A 17,489-nucleotide genomic window follows, 5' to 3' on the forward strand; every position below is an offset into this window, starting at 1 on the left:
GATCCTCTGTGTCCGTGTGAGTCCGGGTGGGTCCGGGTGGGTCCTGAGCAGGAATCCGATGAATGTCGCAGAACGCCGATGTTACGCGCCCTCGGTCTCGCACGGCTGCCCGGGCGTGCCGGGCGGAATCGCGGACCGGCACCCTAGCAGCCCGCCCCGCCCCGTCGGCCGGGACGAAGGTCCCGGTTTTCCGGGGCGGACGGGTCCCGGTTTCCGGGCCGTGCGGGCCGGGGTGGAACCGGCGGTAACGCCGCCCCGACCGGCGCGGGGGTGTCACGCGGGCGCGTGACACCCCTGTTCGCGTCCGCAGATGAGGGGTTCCCAAGGTGCGCGCGAAAATGAAGACTCCGCTGGGAGGAGGCCCGCGGCGCCCACGGCCTCACCGTCGCACGCCACCCGCCCGTCGGCGGGACGGGGGCGTGACCCCCCAGGAAGGAGACAGCGATGAGTATGCGCCCGCTTGGCATCGACGGCGCGTGGGTGTTCGAGCCGAAGGTGTTCCCCGACAGCCGCGGCAGCTTCCACGAGTGGTTCCACGGCGACGACTTCCGCGAGACCACCGGCCAGGGCCTGGCCCTCCTGCAGGCGAACCACTCGGTCTCCCGCAGGGGGACGCTGCGGGGCGTGCACTTCGCCGACGTCCCGCCCAGCCAGGCGAAGTATCTCAAGTGCGTCAGGGGAGCGGTCTTCGACGTGATCGTCGACATCCGCATCGGATCGCCCACCTTCGGGCAGTGGGAGTCGGTCCTCCTGGACGACGAGCGGCACCGCGCCGTCTACATCTCCGAGGGGCTCGGCCACGCCTTCATGGCCCTCACCGACGACGCGACCGTGGTCTATCTCTGCTCCGAGGGGTACGCGCCCGGCCGCGAGCACGGGATCAACCCGCTCGACCCCGAGCTGGGGATCGAGTGGCCCGCCGGGGTGGAACCCCTGCTGTCGGAGAAGGACGCGGCGGCGCCGACCCTCGCGCAGGCGCGGCGCGCGGGCATGCTCCCCACGTACGAGGAGTGCCTCGGCTTCTACGCCAAGCTCCGCGCCTGAGCGCCGGCACGGCCCGTCCCGCGAGATCCCCCGCCCCGGGCCGGGGGATCTCGCGCGAGGACCCAGAGGATCGCGAGGACCCAGAGGATCGCGAGGACCCAGAGGATCGCGAGGACCCAGAGGATCGCGAGGACCGCGAGGGCGGGGTTCAGCCGACGCGCGCGCCCGCCTTGAGGGGTTCCCACCAGGCGCGGTTGTCGCGGTACCAGGCCACGGTCTCGGCCAGGCCCGTCGCGAAGTCCTTGCGCGGGTGGTATCCCAGCTCTTCCTTGATCTTGGTCCAGTCGACCGAGTAGCGGCGGTCGTGACCCTTGCGGTCCTCCACGTAGGCGATGCTGCTCTCGTCGGCGCCGAAGGCTTCCAGGAGGAGGCCGGTGAGCTCCCGGTTGTTCAGCTCGGTGCCGCCGCCGATGTTGTAGACCTCGCCAGAGCGGCCCCCCGCGCGGACCAGCTCGATGCCCCTGACGTGGTCGTCGACGTGCAGCCAGTCGCGGACGTTGAGGCCGTCGCCGTACAGGGGGACCTTCAGCCCGTCGAGCAGGTTGGTGATGAACAGCGGGATGACCTTCTCGGGGAAGTGGTGGGTCCCGTAGTTGTTGGAGCAGCGGGTCACCCGCACGTCCAGGCCGTGGGTGCGGTGGTAGGAGAGCGCCAGCAGGTCGCCGGCGGCCTTGGAGGCGGCGTAGGGGGAGTTGGGGCTCAGCGGGTCGGTCTCCGGCCAGGAACCCTCGGCGATCGAGCCGTAGACCTCGTCGGTGGAGACGTACACGAAGGTCGTCGGCCCGCTGTGGAGCGCCGCGTCCAGGAGCGTCTGGGTGCCCACCACGTTGGTCAGCACGAACTCGGCGGCACCGAGGATCGACCTGTCGACGTGGGACTCCGCGGCGAAGTGCACCACCTGGTCGTGCTCGGCGACGAGCTTGCCGACGAGTTCCGCGTCGCGGATGTCGCCGTGGACGAACTCGAAGCGGGCGTCGTCGCGGACCCCGTCGAGGTTGGCCGGGTTGCCCGCGTAGGTGAGCTTGTCCAGGACGGTGACCGTGTCGAGGCCGCCGGGACCGTCAGGGCCGAGCAGGGTGCGTACGTAGTGGGAGCCGATGAAACCGGCACCTCCCGTGACGAGAATCCTCATCTGAGATTCACCTCGCTGTGGTCGCTGGGCGGGGGAGATCCGGCCCTGTGGCCGGGGGCGTCGCAGGGGCGGCGCCCTTCCGTGAATGCGCGGGCCATGGAATTCCGCACGCGCGCCGTATTCCGGTACGCGCACCGTGGCCCGGTTTTCGGCCGCGATTCGTCATGGCGGAATTCCGGCCCGCGGCTCCGACTGTAGGGGCGGGATCCGATGCGAGAAACCCTGATTGAGCCGGTCAAATATTTGGCGACAAGTAGGGGGACAGGGGCGGCGATAGGGGGTTGATGGCCTTTATGCCCCCTGCGAGTCTTTCCGTTACCTGCCGGCTTGCCGCCCGATTGACCCTCACACGCCGGCTTCGTCATGAAGGGCTTTTCCGTGAAAGGTATCATTCTCGCAGGTGGTCACGGTACGAGGCTATATCCGCTGACGCTCGCGGTCTCCAAACAGCTCCTGCCCGTGAACGACAAGCCGATGATCTACTATCCGCTGTCGGCGCTCATGCTCGCGGGTATCAGGGAGATTCTGATCATCTCCACGCCGACCGACCTGCCGCAGATCGCCCGCCTGCTGCGGGACGGCTCGCACCTGGGCCTCGACATCACCTACGCCCAGCAGGACGAGCCGAAGGGGCTGGCCGACGCCTTCATCATCGGCGCCGACCACATCGGCGGCGACACGGTGGCCCTGGCACTGGGCGACAACATCTTCCACGGCAACTCCTTCTACGACCTCCTCCAGGAGAGCGTCGCCGACGTGGACGGCTGCGTGCTGTTCGGCTACCCGGTCAGCGACCCCGAGCGCTACGGCGTCGGGGAGACCGACGAGAACGGCGTGCTCGTCTCGATCGAGGAGAAGCCGGCCAACCCCCGCTCCAACCGGGCGATCGTCGGCCTGTACCTCTACGACAACAACGTGATCGACATCGCCAAGAACCTCCGGCCCTCCGCCCGCGGCGAGCTGGAGATCACCGACGTCAACCTCACCTACCTCGAACAGGGCAAGGCGCGCCTGCGCGACCTGGGCCGGGGGTTCGCGTGGATGGACGCCGGTACGCCCGACTCGATCCTCCAGGCCAGCCAGTACGTACAGGTGCTGGAGAACCGGCAGGGGGTGCGGATCGCCTGCGTCGAGGAGATCGCGCTGCGCATGGGCTTCATCGACGCCGAGGCCTGCGACCGGCTGGGGGCACTGCTCTCCACCTCCAGCTACGGCCGCTACGTGCGCGCCGTCGCCGCGGAGTTCCGCTGAGCGGTCCCGCGGACGGGCGGCACGGGAGCGGCCCCGGCCGGTCGCAGGCCCCGGCGGGCCACATCGGCTGAACACACCGACCGGAGGTATTCCAGATGAGCGTTTCCATCGGTTCCATCGGTTCCATCGACCAGGGCGGCCAGGAGGGCGCGGTGCGGGAGCGCGCCCTTCCCGGAGCCGTTCCGCCACCGCTCGACCCGGCGTATGTGGAGGTCGTCCTCGAAGGCGGCCCCGTGGACATCCCGAGGACCCTCCGGGTCGACGCGGCGGTGTTCGCGTACGGGAAGATAAAGATCCCCAGGAAGAACGGCTACGAGCACTTCGAGCGCCCCCTCACGCCGCCGGCCTCCGGCGACGCGATCTCCGAAGACGACGCGCTGGTTTTCCGGTGGACGACCCGCACGAAAATCGCCGAGTAGCCGAGACGCCGACCCGGCCCGGTGCCGACCCCCGGTGGGGCCGCCTTCCGCCGAAGGCGCCCCCGGACGGTCCGGAGCGGCTCGCGCCCCGGAACCCCGCCGGGCCGCCCCTACCTCGCCAGGTCGCGCATCGACCCCTGCTGCACGCCGTACGCCGACCCCTTGTCGCGATCCTCGATCAGGACGGCGAGACCGTCGAGAAGCCGTCGCAGGCTGAACTCGAACCACTTGTCGATGTCGATCGCGTCGCCCTGCTCCGCGTAGAGCCTGGACAGCATCGGGAACTGCCCGGACTCCAGGATCTCCAGCAGCATCGGTGTCTTGGAGGCGCGCCACTGCCTCGTCGTGACGCCGGTGCGGCGTTCGGCCTCCACCTCGTTCACCAGCAGCAGGGCCGCGCCCTGCACCTGGGCGCTCACCATGATGGCCACCCAGTGCATGGTCGTCGGGTCGAGGCCGAGGCCGTCCATCGCGCGCATCGCCCACTCGACGTCGGCCAGCACGTTGGGGCCGATCGGCGGCTGGGGCGTGGCGATGACCCGCAGCGCCCAGGGGTGCTTGGAGTACATTCCCCACTCCCGCCTGGCGGCGACCTCCAGCCTGGTGCGCCAGCCTCCGGGGACGGGAGAGGGATACGAGCTCTCGCCGAAGACGGACTCGACCATCAGCTCGACGAGCGCGTCCTTGCCCGACACGTAGCGGTACAGCGACATCGTGCCCGCGCCCAGCTCGGCCGCGACGCGGCGCATCGACAGCGCGTCGAGCCCCTCGGTGTCGGCGATGTGAACGGCGGTGCGCACGATGCGTTCCGTGCTCAGACCGCTCGGAGGTACGTAATGCTCCGCGAGCCCCCCGGCGCTCCCGGCCTGGCCGGAGACGGCGCGACCCCCGGAGCCGTTGCCGGACGGAGCGGTCGCGGTGGTGGAAGGAGCGGGCGGGGCGGCCCGCTCGGCGGTGCGAACCCGGTAGGCCCGCGCTTGACAGGCACGGGAGCAGTATCGCGGGCGCCGCCCCCGTGGCGCGGCGTTCAAAGGCTTGCCGCACTGTGCGCACGTCAACATGTGGTCCTCGTCCGATTCCGGCCTAACCAGTTGTGTGACGAAATCTTAACACATGTTTTTTGTGACGTAATGAATGCCTCCGTGTGACGATATTCAACGGTGGAAGTGTGTTTCCCCGATGCTGTTCTGCCCGTCCAATCGGTCTTTCAACTGCCAATTATTGCTTATGATCACAGTTCCCTGTGAATCGTTGCATGGGCCCAAGAATTGTGCGTACGATGTATGCACCCAACAACGTACGATGTACCTGAGGAGTTGTGCTCATGACACAGGGCGTAGCCACGGCCGGGCGGAGGGAGTGGCTCGGTCTGGCGGTGCTGGTCCTGCCCGTCTTGCTCATCTCCATCACCGTCACCGTGCTGTACTTCGCGCTGCCCTTCCTCAGCGCCGACCTCACGCCGACCGGCTCCCAGCTGTTGTGGATCGTCGACATCTACGCCTTCCTGCTGGCGGGCCTGCTGATCCCGATGGGCACCCTGGGTGACAGGATCGGCCGGCGCAAGCTCCTGCTGCTCGGCGCCACCGCGTTCGGCATCACGTCGGTCGTCGCGACGTACGCTCCCAACGCCGAGTTGCTCATCGTGGCCCGCGCCCTGCAGGGCGCGGCGGCGGCGAGCCTGATGCCGCCCACCCTCGCGCTGATCCGCAACATGTTCCACGACCCGCAGCAGCGCCGGATGGCCGTCGCCATCTGGGCCGCCAGCTTCGCCGGGGGCAGCGTGCTGGGGCCGATCGTGGGCGGCTGGCTGCTGGAGCGCTTCTGGTGGGGCTCGGTGTTCATGATCAATGTTCCGGTCATGACCCTGCTGCTGGTCCTGGGGCCGATGCTGCTGCCCGAGTACCGCGATCCGAATCCAGGGCGGTTCGACCTGATCAGCGCGGTGCTGTCGCTCGCGGCCGTGCTGCCGACGGTCTACGGGATCAAACAGTTCGCCGCCGACGACTTCAGCCCCCAGGCGCTGCTCAGCGTCATCGTCGGGCTGGCGTTCGGTGTGGTGTTCCTGCGCAGGCAGCGGTCCCTGCCCGACCCCATGCTCGACCTGAGGCTCTTCTCCAGCAGGGGCTTCAGCATGTCCCTGATCACGAGCACGCTCTCCATCTTCGCCCTCGTGGGACTGTTCTACTTCATCGCGCAGTATCTGCAGATGGTGCTCGGCCTGCGGCCGTTCGTCGCGGGACTGCTCACCCTGCCCGCCGCGGGCACCGCCCTCGTCGGCTCGATGATGGCCGCCGTGGTCGCGCGGTGGGTGCGCCCCGGATACATCATCGGCGCCGGCATGATGTTCGCCGCCGCGGGCTTCCTGGTGATGAGCTGGATCGAGGTCGACTCCGAGCGGTGGCTCCTCATCACCGGCCTGCTCCTGCTGGGGTCCGGGGTCGGAGCGGTGCAGGCGCTGGCCTCCGACATGATCGTCGCGGTGGCCCCGCCGGAACGCGCGGGCTCGGCGTCGGCGGTCATGGAGGCCTCCACCGAGCTGGGGGGCGCGCTCGGCATCGCGATCCTGGGCAGCATCGGCCTCGCCGTCTACAGCGAGGAGTTCGCCGAGGCGAATCCCGCGGGGCTGGTCGGGGAGGACGCCCTGGCGGCGCACGAGACCCTCGGCGGCGCGCTCGGGGTGGCCGCGCGGCTGCCCGAACACGCCGCGGCGGCTCTGCTCGACGTCGCCCGCTCGGCCTTCACCAGCGGCATGCAGGTGGCCGCCATCCTGGGCGCCGTCATCATGGCACTGACGGCGATCCTCGCCACGATCTTTCTCCGCTCGGTACAGGTGGACAGCCATACCGAGTGAACCGCCCGCCGCCCGCGCCCCCGGCTGCCCCCACCGGCGCGCGGGCGGCGGGCAGGTTCGATCGGGGAACGTCGGGGGACGGGCCGAGGGGACGGCGGATCAATCGGAAAAGCGCGGTTCCCCGGGATCCGGGAGAACCGCGCCCTGGCGTGAGCGGGTCAGGAGAACTGCGCGGGCAGGTCTCTGCGCCCCTTCACGTTGAGCTTGCGGTAGATGCGGGTCAGGTGCTGCTCGACCGTGCTGACGGTGATGTAGATCTTCCTGGATATCTCGCGGTTGGTGTAGCCCAGCGCGGCGAGGGAGGCGACACGCTGCTCGGCGTCGCTGAGCACGTTCATCCCCTCCAGCCCTCCGGCGCTGTCGTAACCGTCGGTGTTGTGCCGCACGGCCTGCCGCAGCGGCTCGGCCTGGCACTCGCCGGCCACGCTGACGGCCCGGTGGCCGACCATCCGCGCCTTGTTGGGCTCGCCGAGCTCGGTGAGGGTGTGGGTGAGGTCGACCAAGGCGTAGGCCATCTCCAGGCGGTCGCCCGCGGCCTGGAGCATGTCGATCGCCTCCCGGAGCATGGACGGACGCTGCCTGAGGTCGCTGGCCGCCGCGAGGAGGCGCTGTGAGATGCCCCTCGCCCGGAGCGAGTCGCCGCTGGGCAGGTCGTAGGGTTCGTGCAGGAGGGCCCTGGCCTGTTCGCGCTGGTCCGTCTGGAGCAGGGCGGCCGCGGCGCCGTGACGCCACGGCACCAGGGTGGGCGTGTCCAGCCCCCACGCGCGCATCAGCCGCCCGCAGGTGGAGAAGTCGTCGAGCGCGGCGTGCGAGTGGTTGGTCGCCAGATAGTAGTGGGCGCGGGCCTGCAGGTAGTAGAGCCCGAACCGGGTCTGGAAGATCGCGTCGGGTACGGGCCGCCTGAGGTGGTGCGCGGCCACGTCGTACTTGCCCATCTCGGTGTTGGCGCGGATCAGCACCGCGAGCGGCAGCCCGACGAGGACCCCCAGGCTCCGGGGCGGCACGATGTCCAGGGCCAGGCGCGCGTACTCCTCGGCGAGGACCAGGTCCCCCTGGCGGATGGCGATGCTCGCCCGCAGGGAGGCGAGCATCGCGCGCCAGGTGGGCGCGCGGTGCATCACCGCCTCCGAGTACATGACGTCGCACCAGGGCGCCGCCAGGTCCGGGCGGTCGGAGTAGATCAGGGCGAAGAGCGCGGACTCGACGGTCTCCAGGTTCGCGTCGTCCAGGGAGGTGGAGTGCAGGACACGTTCGGCGATCCCGAGCGTCCTGTCGTCGGGGCCGTCGCGCAGGACCGACGCCAGCAGCGACGCGGCCTGCGCGTGCGGGCCGCTCCCGGTGGCCGTCCACGCCGTCCTCGCCGGGGGGACGACGCTCGTGACGGCGCCCATGCCCGCGCCCGTGACGGCGCGGGTGCGGGAGAGGACCAGAGGGTGGGAACAGGACAGGCGGTGCTGGAGGACGTCGAGCCACGCCGCCTCCTCGTCGGCGTCCGGTTCGGTGGCGAGCACATCCATCTGTTCGAGGACCTCCACCGCCTCGTCGTGCCGCCCGTTCCAGAGCAGGTACCTCAGCAGCGCGTCCAGCTCCTGGAAGTCCAGTCCCTTCTGGCGGGCGGTCGCAATGAGCCGGTTGACGTGCCGGTTGGCGGAGGCGGGGTTGAGGCGCCACTCGGCGCGCGCGAGCATCGTCGTCGTCAGCGTGCGCTGCCGGTCGTCGTCGCACAGTTCGAGGGCGAGCTTCAGGCACCGCACCGCGAACTCGTGCCGGTCGTTCGTGAGCGCCTGCTCGGCGGCCTCGCGGAGCTCGCCCAGCGCCCAGGGCTCCTGGAAGAAGTGGGACGCGCCGATCAGGTGCTCGGCGACCACCGTGGCGGCGGCCCCCTCGGCGTGCAGGAGCTGCGCGGCGCGCCGGTGCATTTCCTCACGCCTGTGCGGGTCCAGGTCGTCGAGCACGGCCTCGCGGGCCCTGGCGTGTCGAAAACGCAGGGAGTCGAGGATGCCGATGACCCCGAGGCAATTCAGCGCCTGGTTCACTATCGTCGTCGTGAGGTCGAGCAGCTCGGCCAGAAGAGTCGGCAGAGCGTATTCTCCGAGGATCGCGAGGCCGCGGGCGACCATCAGCATGGTGGGGTCGCTGCGGTGCAGAAGAGCGCGGACGGACCGTGAGAAAACGTCGGAGACGACGAGTTCCCCCAGGGCGCCGCCGCTGTTCGCGGCATCCTCCACCAATGCCTTGACCAGCAGGGGGTTACCTCCGCTGACCTTGTGGAACGCCGGCCCCAGTTTGACCGCCGCGGCGTCCCCCATGGACTCGGATATTATCTTCACGACACTCTGCAAGGAGAAAGGCGCCAACCTGATGCGTTCGTAGTGGGGGTGACGCATGAGGTCTATCTCAATATGGGGGTTCATTCCCTGAAGGCCTTCCGTGGCCGTCAGGACAATGAATACGTTGGCGCTTTTCAACCGGTGCACGAAATTCAGCAGAAGCTGCCACGACATGGAGTCCGCGTATTCGACGTCGTCCACGGTGATGAGGACGGTGTTCGACTTGGAGAGTTCGAGGATGATGGCCCACAAACCCTGGGTGACACGGAGCCAGTCGGATTCGTCGGGACGCTCGCCCGGCGGCCTCGCCCCGGGTGCCGCGTCCTCTATGAGCCGCGCCGCCCGCGAGGCGTGGGCGATCGGCAGCGCCGCGTTGTGGAAGATCTGGCTCACCACGCCGAGCGGCACGTTCCGGTCGTTCTGCGAGCAGGTGGCGCTCAGCCAGATGACCCCCGAGTCGACGGCGTGCCGGCTGAAGGCGTACACCAGTTCGGTCTTGCCCGTCGCGGTGGGTCCGGTGATCGTCGCGACGCGGCCACGGCTGTGCGTACAGTCCGTTAATAGATCGGTAAGAAACGTGATTTCACTGTCGCGCTCGATTAATATCATCGGGCTCCCCGTTCGCCCCGGTGTCCCTAGATGAAAGCAGATGGTGGAACGACGACATCTGCTGCATAAAGGCAGGACCCGGCGGGAACCTACCTTTTGTCACGGATGCTGTCAAGTTTCCCCCTCGCCGATGCCCCGAAACGGGAGGGAAGGCGACTCGATGGATTTCATCACATGGGTAAGCGTGATTTCATCATTCCCCCTACCGCTAGTTTCATCACGGCATCGTGTATATGATGTCGGGGTGCCCCGTACGCACCCAGCGAGATCATGTACTTCTCCTGCGAAAAATGCAAACCCCCTATCAACCCTTATGCGGGAAGCCGATTTAGGGGGTCGCTTGGTCCGGTTCCGCTGGATCCTTGCAGGTGGCTTTGGATATCGTGGCGCATGTAGGCGGCCATGTATTACCGATTTGTGATTGGCGGATCACGTTCAGTGGTGAATGAATCCGTGCGAATGACGGTGACCTGGCTCACTCTTCTTCGTGCGCAATTGTGAAACGGGTTGTGATTCCCGGGGTTCGTGACGGCCGAAATCGGTGGCCCGGAGATCGGTGCGGGGCCGGCGGACCGGCCGCGTGCCGGGAGGCGAAACTCAGAGTGGGACGGTGTCATGGACGACGTCAAGAACGGTGACGACACGTGGATCCGGCGTCTCCCCTTCGGGCCCGCCGGGGCCGAGGCGGCCGGTGCGCCGGCCGCGCTGGTGTGCTTTCCGCACGCCGGGGGCGCGGCCAGCTTCTATCTCCCGGTGGCCCGCCTGGCGCCGCCCGGCATCGAGGTGCTCGCGGTGCAGTACCCGGGCAGGCAGGACCGGCGGGCCGAGAGGTGCCTGGACGACATCGGCGAGCTGGCCGACCGGATCGCCGACGCGCTCCAGGTGTGGACCGGCCGCCCCCTGGCCCTTTTCGGTCACAGCATGGGGGCTCTCGTCGCCTTCGAGGTGGCCCGCAGGTTGCAGGAGCGTGGCACCGTGCCGCTGGTGCTGTTCGCCTCCGGGCGGCGTGCCCCGTCGGTCCACCGTGACGAGCGGGCGCACCTGCGGCCGGACGACGGGTTCCTGGCCGAGCTGCGCGGGCTGGGCGGGACCGCCGCGAAGGTGCTCGGCGACGACGAGTTCATGCGGGCGGTGCTTCCCATGGTGAGAAGCGACTACCGGGCCGTCGAGACCTACCGCTACCGGCCTGGTCCGGGGCTGTCGTGCCCGGTCGTGGCCCTGTCGGGCACCGACGACCCGAAGGCGCGGCCCAACGACGTGGAGGTGTGGCGCGACCACACGGAGGCGGGGTTCGAGATGCGGCTCTTCCCTGGCGGCCACTTCTATCTCACCGACCATGTCGAGGAGATCGTCGGCATCGTCGCCTCCCGCGTCTCGTCGGCCCTGGCGGCGGGGAACCCGAGCCGCTGAGGCCGCCGCGCGAGCGCTCGGAGGCGCCCGCGGCGCTCCGCGGAACGCCCGGCCACCTCGCGGAACGCCCTGTCTCCCTGTCTCCCTGTCGTTCTGTCGCCCTGTCTCGCCCTGCGGCCTTGTAGCCCGGCCTTGTGGCCTTGTGGCCTTGTGGCCTTGTGGCCTTGTGGAACGACGTGGGACATCCCGGCGCGCCACGGGGGTGCCGGGGGCTTCGCGCCCGGGGGGCACGGCGATCCTGCGCGCACCGGGCCGCGTGCCGCCATCGGTCTCGTGTCCGTGAGGCCGCGTGCGATCCCCGGTTTCGCGCGCGTCGGGCCGCCTCTCATGGCCGTCACCGTGCCCGCGGGTGGGGTGTGTCTTTCCCGTCCCGTGTCCGTGAGCCCGCCCGTCACGGCCGTTCTCGTGGCCGTGGGGGCGGCGTGTGGCTCACGAGCTCGCGTCCGCCTGGCGGCGCGCTGTCTCCGTGCTCTTCGCGGTCTTCGTGTCGAAAAACGTTTTTTCTCATTCCGTACACTTGTCCACCCGTGTCGAAATGACGGTCACCGCGTCGGAACCGCTCCGGCGTCCGCGTCGAAATGTTTCCGCGCCACTGCTGCCGGACGTCCTTCCCGGTTCCCGGGGCGTGCCGTATCCCGCTGACGTGTCTCGCTGACGTGTCCCCCTCCCGCCCGCCGCCGCCCGTTCCGGGCCCTCGTCCGGGCGCCGGTTCCGCGTCCGCTCGCGTTCACGGCGGTACGTCCGGTCGCGCGTTCACCCAGACGCGTGAGAACGCGAGAACGGCGCCCGGACCAGGTCCGGGCGCCGTTCTCGGGGATCGGGATCGGGATCGGGGGAGAGCCTACGAATATCGGGGGAGAGCCTACGAATAGATGTGGAACCCCCGGCCGGTCTTCTTGCCGAGGAGGCCGCCCTCGACCATGCGCAGCAGCAGCGGCGGGGGCGAGTACTGCTGGTCCTTGAACTCCTCGTACAGCGCGCCGGCGATTGAGGCCACGGTGTCCAGGCCGATCAGGTCGGCGAGCTTCAGCGGTCCCATCGGGTGCGAGCAGCCCAGCACCATCCCCTTGTCGATCACGTCGGCGGTGGCGAAGCCCGTCTCCACCATCCGGATGGCCGACAGCAGGTACGGGATGAGCAGGGCGTTGATCACGAAGCCCGCCCGGTCGGGGGAGCGGATCACCTGCTTGCCGAGCGTCCCGACCACGAACGCCTCGGCGCGGGCGCGGGTCTCGTCGTCGGTGAGCAGCGACTCGATCACCTCCACCAGCGGCAGGGCGGGGACCGGGTTGAAGAAGTGCACGCCGATCACCTGGCCGGGGCGGCCGGTGGCCTTCGCCATCCTGATGATCGGGATGGACGACGTGTTCGACGCCAGGATCGCGTCCGGGTCCTCCACGATCTTGTCCAGCGCGCCGAACAGGTCGAGTTTGGTCAGCTCGTTCTCCGGCGCCGTCTCGAAGACGATCTGCCGGTCGCCGAGGTCGCCGAGGTCGGTGGTGAAGGTGACGCGCTCCAGCGCGTCGCTCCGCTCCGCCTCGGTGATCACCGACTTGCGCAGGCCGTGGTCGAGGGAGTCCCGCAGCCGCTGACGGCCGCGGGCCACCGAGGCCCCGCTGGAGACCGCGACGAGCACGTCGAGTCCCGCGCGGGCGCACACGTCGGCGATGCCGGAGCCCATGACCCCGCACCCGACGACGCCGACCCTGTGGATGTCGTTCATCTCGCCTCCAGGGGAGTGGTGGCCGACCAGCGGAGCAGGCTCGCGCCCGTCGCCATGCCACCGCCGAAACCGGCGAGCAGCACCAGGTCGCCGTCGCCGAGCATGCCCGTCCGGTTGGCCTCGTCGAGTGCCACGGGCACCGAGGCGCTCCCGACGTTCCCGTACCGTTCCAGCGTGCGCGGGGTGCGCGCGCCGGTGAGTCCCGACCGCTCGATCAGCTCGTCCAGCAGGACCCCGTTGGCCTGGTGCGGGACGAAGGCGTCGACCTGGTCGAGCCGGTGGCCGGTGCCGTTCACCAGCTTCTTCAGCACGGGCGGGACGTTCTCCATCACGAAGTCCCGCACCCCGCGGCCGTTCATCCTGAAGTAGTGGTCGCCGGAGGCGACGGTCTCGTGCGAGGCCGGGAGCCTGCTGCCGCCGGCCTTGACGTGGATGAGCCCGTGCGCCTCGCCGCGGCTCGACAGGTCGCAGGCGAGGATCCCGTACGGCTCGGGCACCGGGCCGACGAGGGCGGCGCCGGCGCCGTCCCCGAACAGCACCGCGGTGCGCCGGTCGGTGAAGTCGAGGATGCGCGAGTAGATGTCGGCGCCCACCACCAGCGCGTACGCGTCGGGCTGGACCGCCAGCAGGGCCCGCGCGAGGGCGAGCCCGTACACGAACCCGCTGCACACGACGTTGATGTCGAAGCAGGCGGCGTTGTAGGCGCCGAGCGCGTTCTGCACCAGGTAGGAGGTGGGCGGCTGCGGGGAGTCGCCCGTCGAGGTGGCGACGATGATGTAGCCGACCCGTTCGGGGTCGAGGCGGGCCTGTTCGAGCGCGCTCGCCGCGGCCCGTGCCGCGAGGTCCGAGGTCGCCTCGTCCCGCGCGGCGTACCGGCGGAAGGAGATCCGGGTCTTGCGGTGGATCCACTCCGCGGTGGTGTCGGCGCGCTCCGTCAGCTGCTCGTTGTCGATCTCTTCCTTCGGAAGGTACGACCCGGTCGCCAGAATCCCGGCGGTTCGCCTGGCCGCGGCCACCTACGCCCTCCCCGCGACGAGGGGGGCGTCGAACGGGAGCGCGGACGCGGTGCCGGACGGTTCCCGCAGCGGGTTCAGCCTGGCCTCGCCGATCCTGGCGCGCGTCACGGGGTCGGTGACGCCGAGACCCGGTTCGGGGGCCATGCACAGCACGCCCACCTTGCCGAGGTGCCCGTTGGTCTGCACCAGCCGCGCGGCCTCGGCGACCTCCTCAAGCGGGTACACCGACGACAGCGTCGGCATCAGCTTGCCGAGGTCGAACAGCCGCAGGCACTCCCACAGCTCCTGGAGGTTCGCCGCGTGGCTGCCGATGATGCGCTTGAGGTTCATCCAGAGGTAGCGGTTGTCGAAGTGGTGGTCGTAGCCCGTGCTCGATCCGCACGTGACGACCACACCCCCGCGCCGGGCCACGAACACCGAGATGCCGAACGTCGCGCGGCCGATGTAGTCGAAGACGATGTGCGGGTCCCCGCCCGCCCTCTCGCGGATGATCTTCCCGAGGCGCCTGCCCAGCTCGATCGTCCGCGCCGGGGTGTTCGGGACGTCGTCGCCCATCCCGATCTCGTTGCGGTTGATGACGACGTCGCAGCCCAGCCGCTCCAGGGCCTCGGCCTTCGCCGCGGAGCCGACCACCCCCACCGGGATGCCGCCGCCGTTCTTCACCATCTGCACGGCGTACGCCCCGAGGCCGCCGGTGGCGCCCCAGATGAGGACGATGTCACCCTGCTTCATGCTCGCGCCCTGGCGGCTGACGAGCATGCGGTAGGCCGTCCCCGCGCACAGCGTGATGGAGGCGGCCTCCTCCCAGGTCAGGTGGGCGGGCTTGGGGACGAGCTGGCTGGCGCGCGCCACCGTGTAGTGGGCCAGGCCGCCGAAGTTCGTCTCGAAGCCCCAGACGCGCTGCTCGGCGCCGAGCATGCCGTCGCCGTGCGTACCCGGCTCCTGGTCGTCGACCTGGACCGGGCTGATCACGACGTGGTCGCCCACCCGCCAGCGGCGCACCCCGCTGCCGACCCGGACGATCACCCCGGCGGCGTCGGACCCCAGGACGTGGTACGGCAGGTCGTGCCGGGCGGCGAACCCGCCCGTGGCGCCGAACCGCTTCAGGAAGCTGAACGTCGGCACCGGCTCGAAGATCGCCGACCAGACGGTGTTGTAGTTGATCGAGCTGGCCATCACCGCGACCAGGACCTCGTCGGGCGCCAGCTCGGGCATCGCCACCCGCCCGACGCGCAGCGACTTGCGCACGTCCTTGTCGTCGATGTCGGTGAACATGTCGACGTCCTCGACCCGCAGATGGGCCGCGAGATACTCCTCGGGAAGCGCGGTCCGCGCCAGCTGGTCGGGGGAGGCCCCGCCCAGCAGGGCCTCGGCCATCGGGTCCGCGGAGGGGGCCGCCGGGTTCGCCAGGCGGGGGAAGGGCGTGTCGGGGGAAGCGGCGTTCATCGGAATCCACCGGCTCCTTTCGGTGTGGTGGGCTTGCCTGCGGTGACAGCCGTCGGAGGACGGGCCCGTCCATGGTCGTGAAGCGGTCTCCGGAGGTGACCGGAGAAGTCGTGATGGGGAAGGCGGGGAAGGCGGCTCAGAGGGGGATGTCCCCGTGGCCGCCGTGTGCGGCGGGTGCGACGGCGAGGGCCCCGGCGATCCCGCGCCGGGTGCGCGCCGTGCCGGCCACCTCGCCGGCGACGCCCGGGGAGAGGGCGCGGCCGGCTCCTCCCGCGGTGCGGACGCGCTCGCCGACGGGCCGGAGCCGCGGCGCCTCGCGCTCGTCGCTGTCGCTGTCGCTGTCGTCGTCGCCGTTGTCGCCGTCGACCGGCCGGCCTCGGCGCGGCACGCCGACGGCGGCCTCGGCGCTCGTCCCGGGCCTGGTCACCCCGCCCCGCTCGTGGCGTCCACGATCCTGAGGCTGTCCGCGGCGCCCGTCGCGCCGCGCGCGACGGTGGCGTCCGCGCGGCAGGCGGTCGCGCCGACCCCCGCGGCGCGGCCCCGCACCGCGGAGACGCCGCTCCCGTCCTCGTCGTGCGGCGCGGACGGCGGGCCCGGGGCGAGCGGCCGCGCCGGGCGGACGGCCGGCGCGCGCCGGCCGAGCTCGCGCTCCCGCCGGGCGCCCGGATGGCCGACGGTCGACGCCATCATCTGTTCCCAGGTGAAGTCGGTACGGTGAAGGGTCTGTTTCCTGGCACGTGAGAACCCCCATCGAGAATGGGTACGACCGCGACCGGCCGTTGACGGCCGGGGGTTTCAGCGGTGACAGGAATGGAAATCAGCCCTGTTCTACCCGGCCATGGGTGAAACGCTATTGGGTGAAATGCTATATGTCAGCCGCGGGTAACCCTTATCGCACCCCTAACGGATTTGTCCATCCTGGTGGCCCTCTTCCGCCCCTGCGGCCACCAGGCCCGGCACGGGCCACGAGGGTTTCCCCGCGCGTTTTCGCGGCGGGGAGAGATAGGGGAGAGCCGGGGGCGGGCGGGGACAGCGCCGCCCCGCACGCCGGCGCCGGTACCGGACCGGACACCGGCGAGGTGTGACCGATGGCGCCCTCGCCCAGCTCACCGCTGTTCCGGCGGGCGGGCGCGGCCGCTCCACCCCTCCTCGTTAAGGGGGGCTAGGGGGTTGTTCGCCGCCGCGCGGCTGACGACCATGAACGGTGTCGGCGAGAAAGGCACCGGACGCGGAACCCGGCCCGCCGAACCTCGGTGAAACACGTCCTCCCCCTACCCGCGGGCAGGTCCGGAAAAGGCGGGCAAGGGGAGTTCGATCGCCGGTGGCCGCGTTTCACGAATACTCGTCGACCGCGGCTCCGGATTATGCGCGCCATGTTTCTCGTGGTTTCTCGTGGTTTCTCGTGAGTTTTTCGTGCGCGTTCCCGACGTGCGGGGAAAGGTGGCGCGCGGTTTTTTCGCGTGTCGTGAGGGCGGCGTGCCGACGGCGGCGCGACGGCCGGTGGCGTGTCCGGTGACACGCCGCCGACGCGCCGGGCGGCACGTGCGGCGTGCGCGGTGCGCGCGGTTCCCCGGGCCTCCGGCCGGCGGGCCCGCGGCACCCGTCACCGATACCCGGCAGCTCCCAGAAAGGTTTCGGACATGCAGATCCACCAGCTCGAAGTGGACGGCTCGTTCCTGGTCACCCCCCAGATCTTCTCGGACGATCGGGGACTGTTCCTGGAGATCTTCAACCAGCCCGCGTTCCACAAGGCGATCGGCCATCCCCTCTCGGTCGCCCAGGTCAACTGCTCGGTGTCGCGCGCCGGGACGATCCGCGGCCTGCACGCCGCCGCCCTGCCCGGCCAGGCCCGCTACGTGACCTGCGCGCAGGGCGCCATCGTCGACATCCTCGTCGACATCCGGGTCGGCTCGCCCACGTACGGCAAGCACGTCGCGGTCCAGCTGACCGCGGAGAACCGGCACGCCCTCTACCTGGCCGAGGGCCTGGCGCACGGCTTCGCCCCGCTGACCGCGCACGCCACGGTCGTCTACCTGTGCTCCAGCACCTGGTCGCCCCAGGGGGAGATCCAGATCAACCCGCTGGACCCGGAGCTGGCGCTGCCCTGGCCGCGGCAGGACGAGCTGCTGCTGTCGGACAAGGACCGCGCCGCCCCGTCGCTGCGGGAGACCGCCGAGCTGGGGCTGCTGCCCTCGTACGCCGACTGCAGGGCCAGGTACGCCGAGCTCGACGACTACGCCTTCACCGGATGACGACCC

At 70.1% G+C, this 17,489-nt stretch carries 14 protein-coding genes; 6 read left to right on the plus strand and 8 right to left on the minus strand.

Going from position 1 to position 17,489, the window contains the following annotated elements; translation table 11 throughout:
• Nucleotides 1-444 precede the first annotated feature (444 nt).
• Nucleotides 445-1,044, plus strand: a complete 600-nt coding sequence (gene rfbC, locus ACFFRH_RS03860; protein WP_386154159.1) for a dTDP-4-dehydrorhamnose 3,5-epimerase — start codon at nucleotides 445-447, stop codon at nucleotides 1,042-1,044.
• 148 nt (nucleotides 1,045-1,192) lie between these two features.
• Here rfbC (ACFFRH_RS03860) and rfbB read toward each other — a convergent pair whose 3' ends face one another.
• Complete coding sequence (gene rfbB / locus ACFFRH_RS03865; RefSeq protein ID WP_386154162.1) at nucleotides 1,193-2,176, minus strand: dTDP-glucose 4,6-dehydratase; 984 nt, start codon at nucleotides 2,174-2,176, stop codon at nucleotides 1,193-1,195.
• Nucleotides 2,177-2,554: 378 nt separating this feature from the next.
• Here rfbB and rfbA point away from each other — a divergent pair, with 378 nt between their 5' ends.
• A complete protein-coding gene (rfbA, locus tag ACFFRH_RS03870; RefSeq protein WP_386154164.1) occupies nucleotides 2,555-3,427 on the plus strand; it encodes a glucose-1-phosphate thymidylyltransferase RfbA in 873 nt (290 codons plus the stop codon).
• Between the two features lie 95 nt (nucleotides 3,428-3,522).
• Nucleotides 3,523-3,846 (plus strand): DUF5988 family protein, encoded by a 324-nt coding sequence (locus ACFFRH_RS03875; protein ID WP_386154167.1) that lies wholly within the window; start codon nucleotides 3,523-3,525, stop codon nucleotides 3,844-3,846.
• Nucleotides 3,847-3,956: 110 nt separating this feature from the next.
• On the opposite strand, the gene ACFFRH_RS03880 is transcribed toward ACFFRH_RS03875, so the two are convergent.
• Complete coding sequence (locus ACFFRH_RS03880; protein ID WP_386154170.1) at nucleotides 3,957-4,646, minus strand: TetR/AcrR family transcriptional regulator; 690 nt, start codon at nucleotides 4,644-4,646, stop codon at nucleotides 3,957-3,959.
• Nucleotides 4,647-5,170: 524 nt separating this feature from the next.
• Between ACFFRH_RS03880 and ACFFRH_RS03885 the strand changes: the two genes are divergently transcribed.
• Nucleotides 5,171-6,697, plus strand: coding sequence for an MFS transporter (locus ACFFRH_RS03885; RefSeq protein ID WP_386154173.1), 1,527 nt, complete (start codon nucleotides 5,171-5,173; stop codon nucleotides 6,695-6,697).
• A 158-nt stretch (nucleotides 6,698-6,855) separates the two neighbouring features.
• Here the strand turns inward: ACFFRH_RS03885 and ACFFRH_RS03890 are convergent, their stop codons facing one another.
• Complete coding sequence (locus ACFFRH_RS03890; protein ID WP_386154176.1) at nucleotides 6,856-9,636, minus strand: helix-turn-helix transcriptional regulator; 2,781 nt, start codon at nucleotides 9,634-9,636, stop codon at nucleotides 6,856-6,858.
• A 615-nt stretch (nucleotides 9,637-10,251) separates the two neighbouring features.
• Between ACFFRH_RS03890 and ACFFRH_RS03895 the strand changes: the two genes are divergently transcribed.
• Nucleotides 10,252-11,046, plus strand: a complete 795-nt coding sequence (locus ACFFRH_RS03895; protein WP_386154178.1) for a thioesterase II family protein — start codon at nucleotides 10,252-10,254, stop codon at nucleotides 11,044-11,046.
• A gap of 862 nt (nucleotides 11,047-11,908) precedes the next feature.
• Here ACFFRH_RS03895 and ACFFRH_RS03900 read toward each other — a convergent pair.
• The 5 genes from ACFFRH_RS03900 to ACFFRH_RS03920 form a co-directional block, all read right to left on the minus strand.
• A complete protein-coding gene (locus tag ACFFRH_RS03900; RefSeq protein WP_386154181.1) occupies nucleotides 11,909-12,769 on the minus strand; it encodes a 3-hydroxybutyryl-CoA dehydrogenase in 861 nt (286 codons plus the stop codon).
• On the minus strand, nucleotides 12,766-13,785 hold the full coding sequence (locus tag ACFFRH_RS03905) for a 3-oxoacyl-ACP synthase III family protein (protein WP_386154184.1): 1,020 nt from the start codon (nucleotides 13,783-13,785) through the stop codon (nucleotides 12,766-12,768). Before ACFFRH_RS03905 ends, ACFFRH_RS03900 begins: the two co-directional genes overlap by 4 nt.
• Entirely contained in the window at nucleotides 13,786-15,162 is a 1,377-nt protein-coding gene (ccrA, locus tag ACFFRH_RS03910; protein WP_386154274.1) for a crotonyl-CoA carboxylase/reductase, read from the minus strand.
• A 205-nt stretch (nucleotides 15,163-15,367) separates the two neighbouring features.
• Nucleotides 15,368-15,658, minus strand: a complete 291-nt coding sequence (locus ACFFRH_RS03915; RefSeq protein WP_386154187.1) for a hypothetical protein — start codon at nucleotides 15,656-15,658, stop codon at nucleotides 15,368-15,370.
• The gene (locus ACFFRH_RS03920) at nucleotides 15,655-15,918 is read right to left on the minus strand and encodes a hypothetical protein (protein WP_386154190.1); all 264 of its coding nucleotides are present in this window, start codon (nucleotides 15,916-15,918) and stop codon (nucleotides 15,655-15,657) included. The genes ACFFRH_RS03915 and ACFFRH_RS03920 overlap by 4 nt, the downstream gene beginning before the upstream one ends.
• A 953-nt stretch (nucleotides 15,919-16,871) precedes the next feature.
• Between ACFFRH_RS03920 and rfbC (ACFFRH_RS03925) the strand changes: the two genes are divergently transcribed.
• The gene (gene rfbC, locus ACFFRH_RS03925) at nucleotides 16,872-17,483 is read left to right on the plus strand and encodes a dTDP-4-dehydrorhamnose 3,5-epimerase (protein WP_386154192.1); all 612 of its coding nucleotides are present in this window, start codon (nucleotides 16,872-16,874) and stop codon (nucleotides 17,481-17,483) included.
• The last annotated feature ends 6 nt before the right edge of the window (nucleotides 17,484-17,489 follow it).

Origin of the sequence: Streptosporangium vulgare (assembly GCF_042428775.1) — a bacterium.
In the GTDB taxonomy this organism is placed as follows: domain Bacteria; phylum Actinomycetota; class Actinomycetes; order Streptosporangiales; family Streptosporangiaceae; genus Streptosporangium; species Streptosporangium vulgare.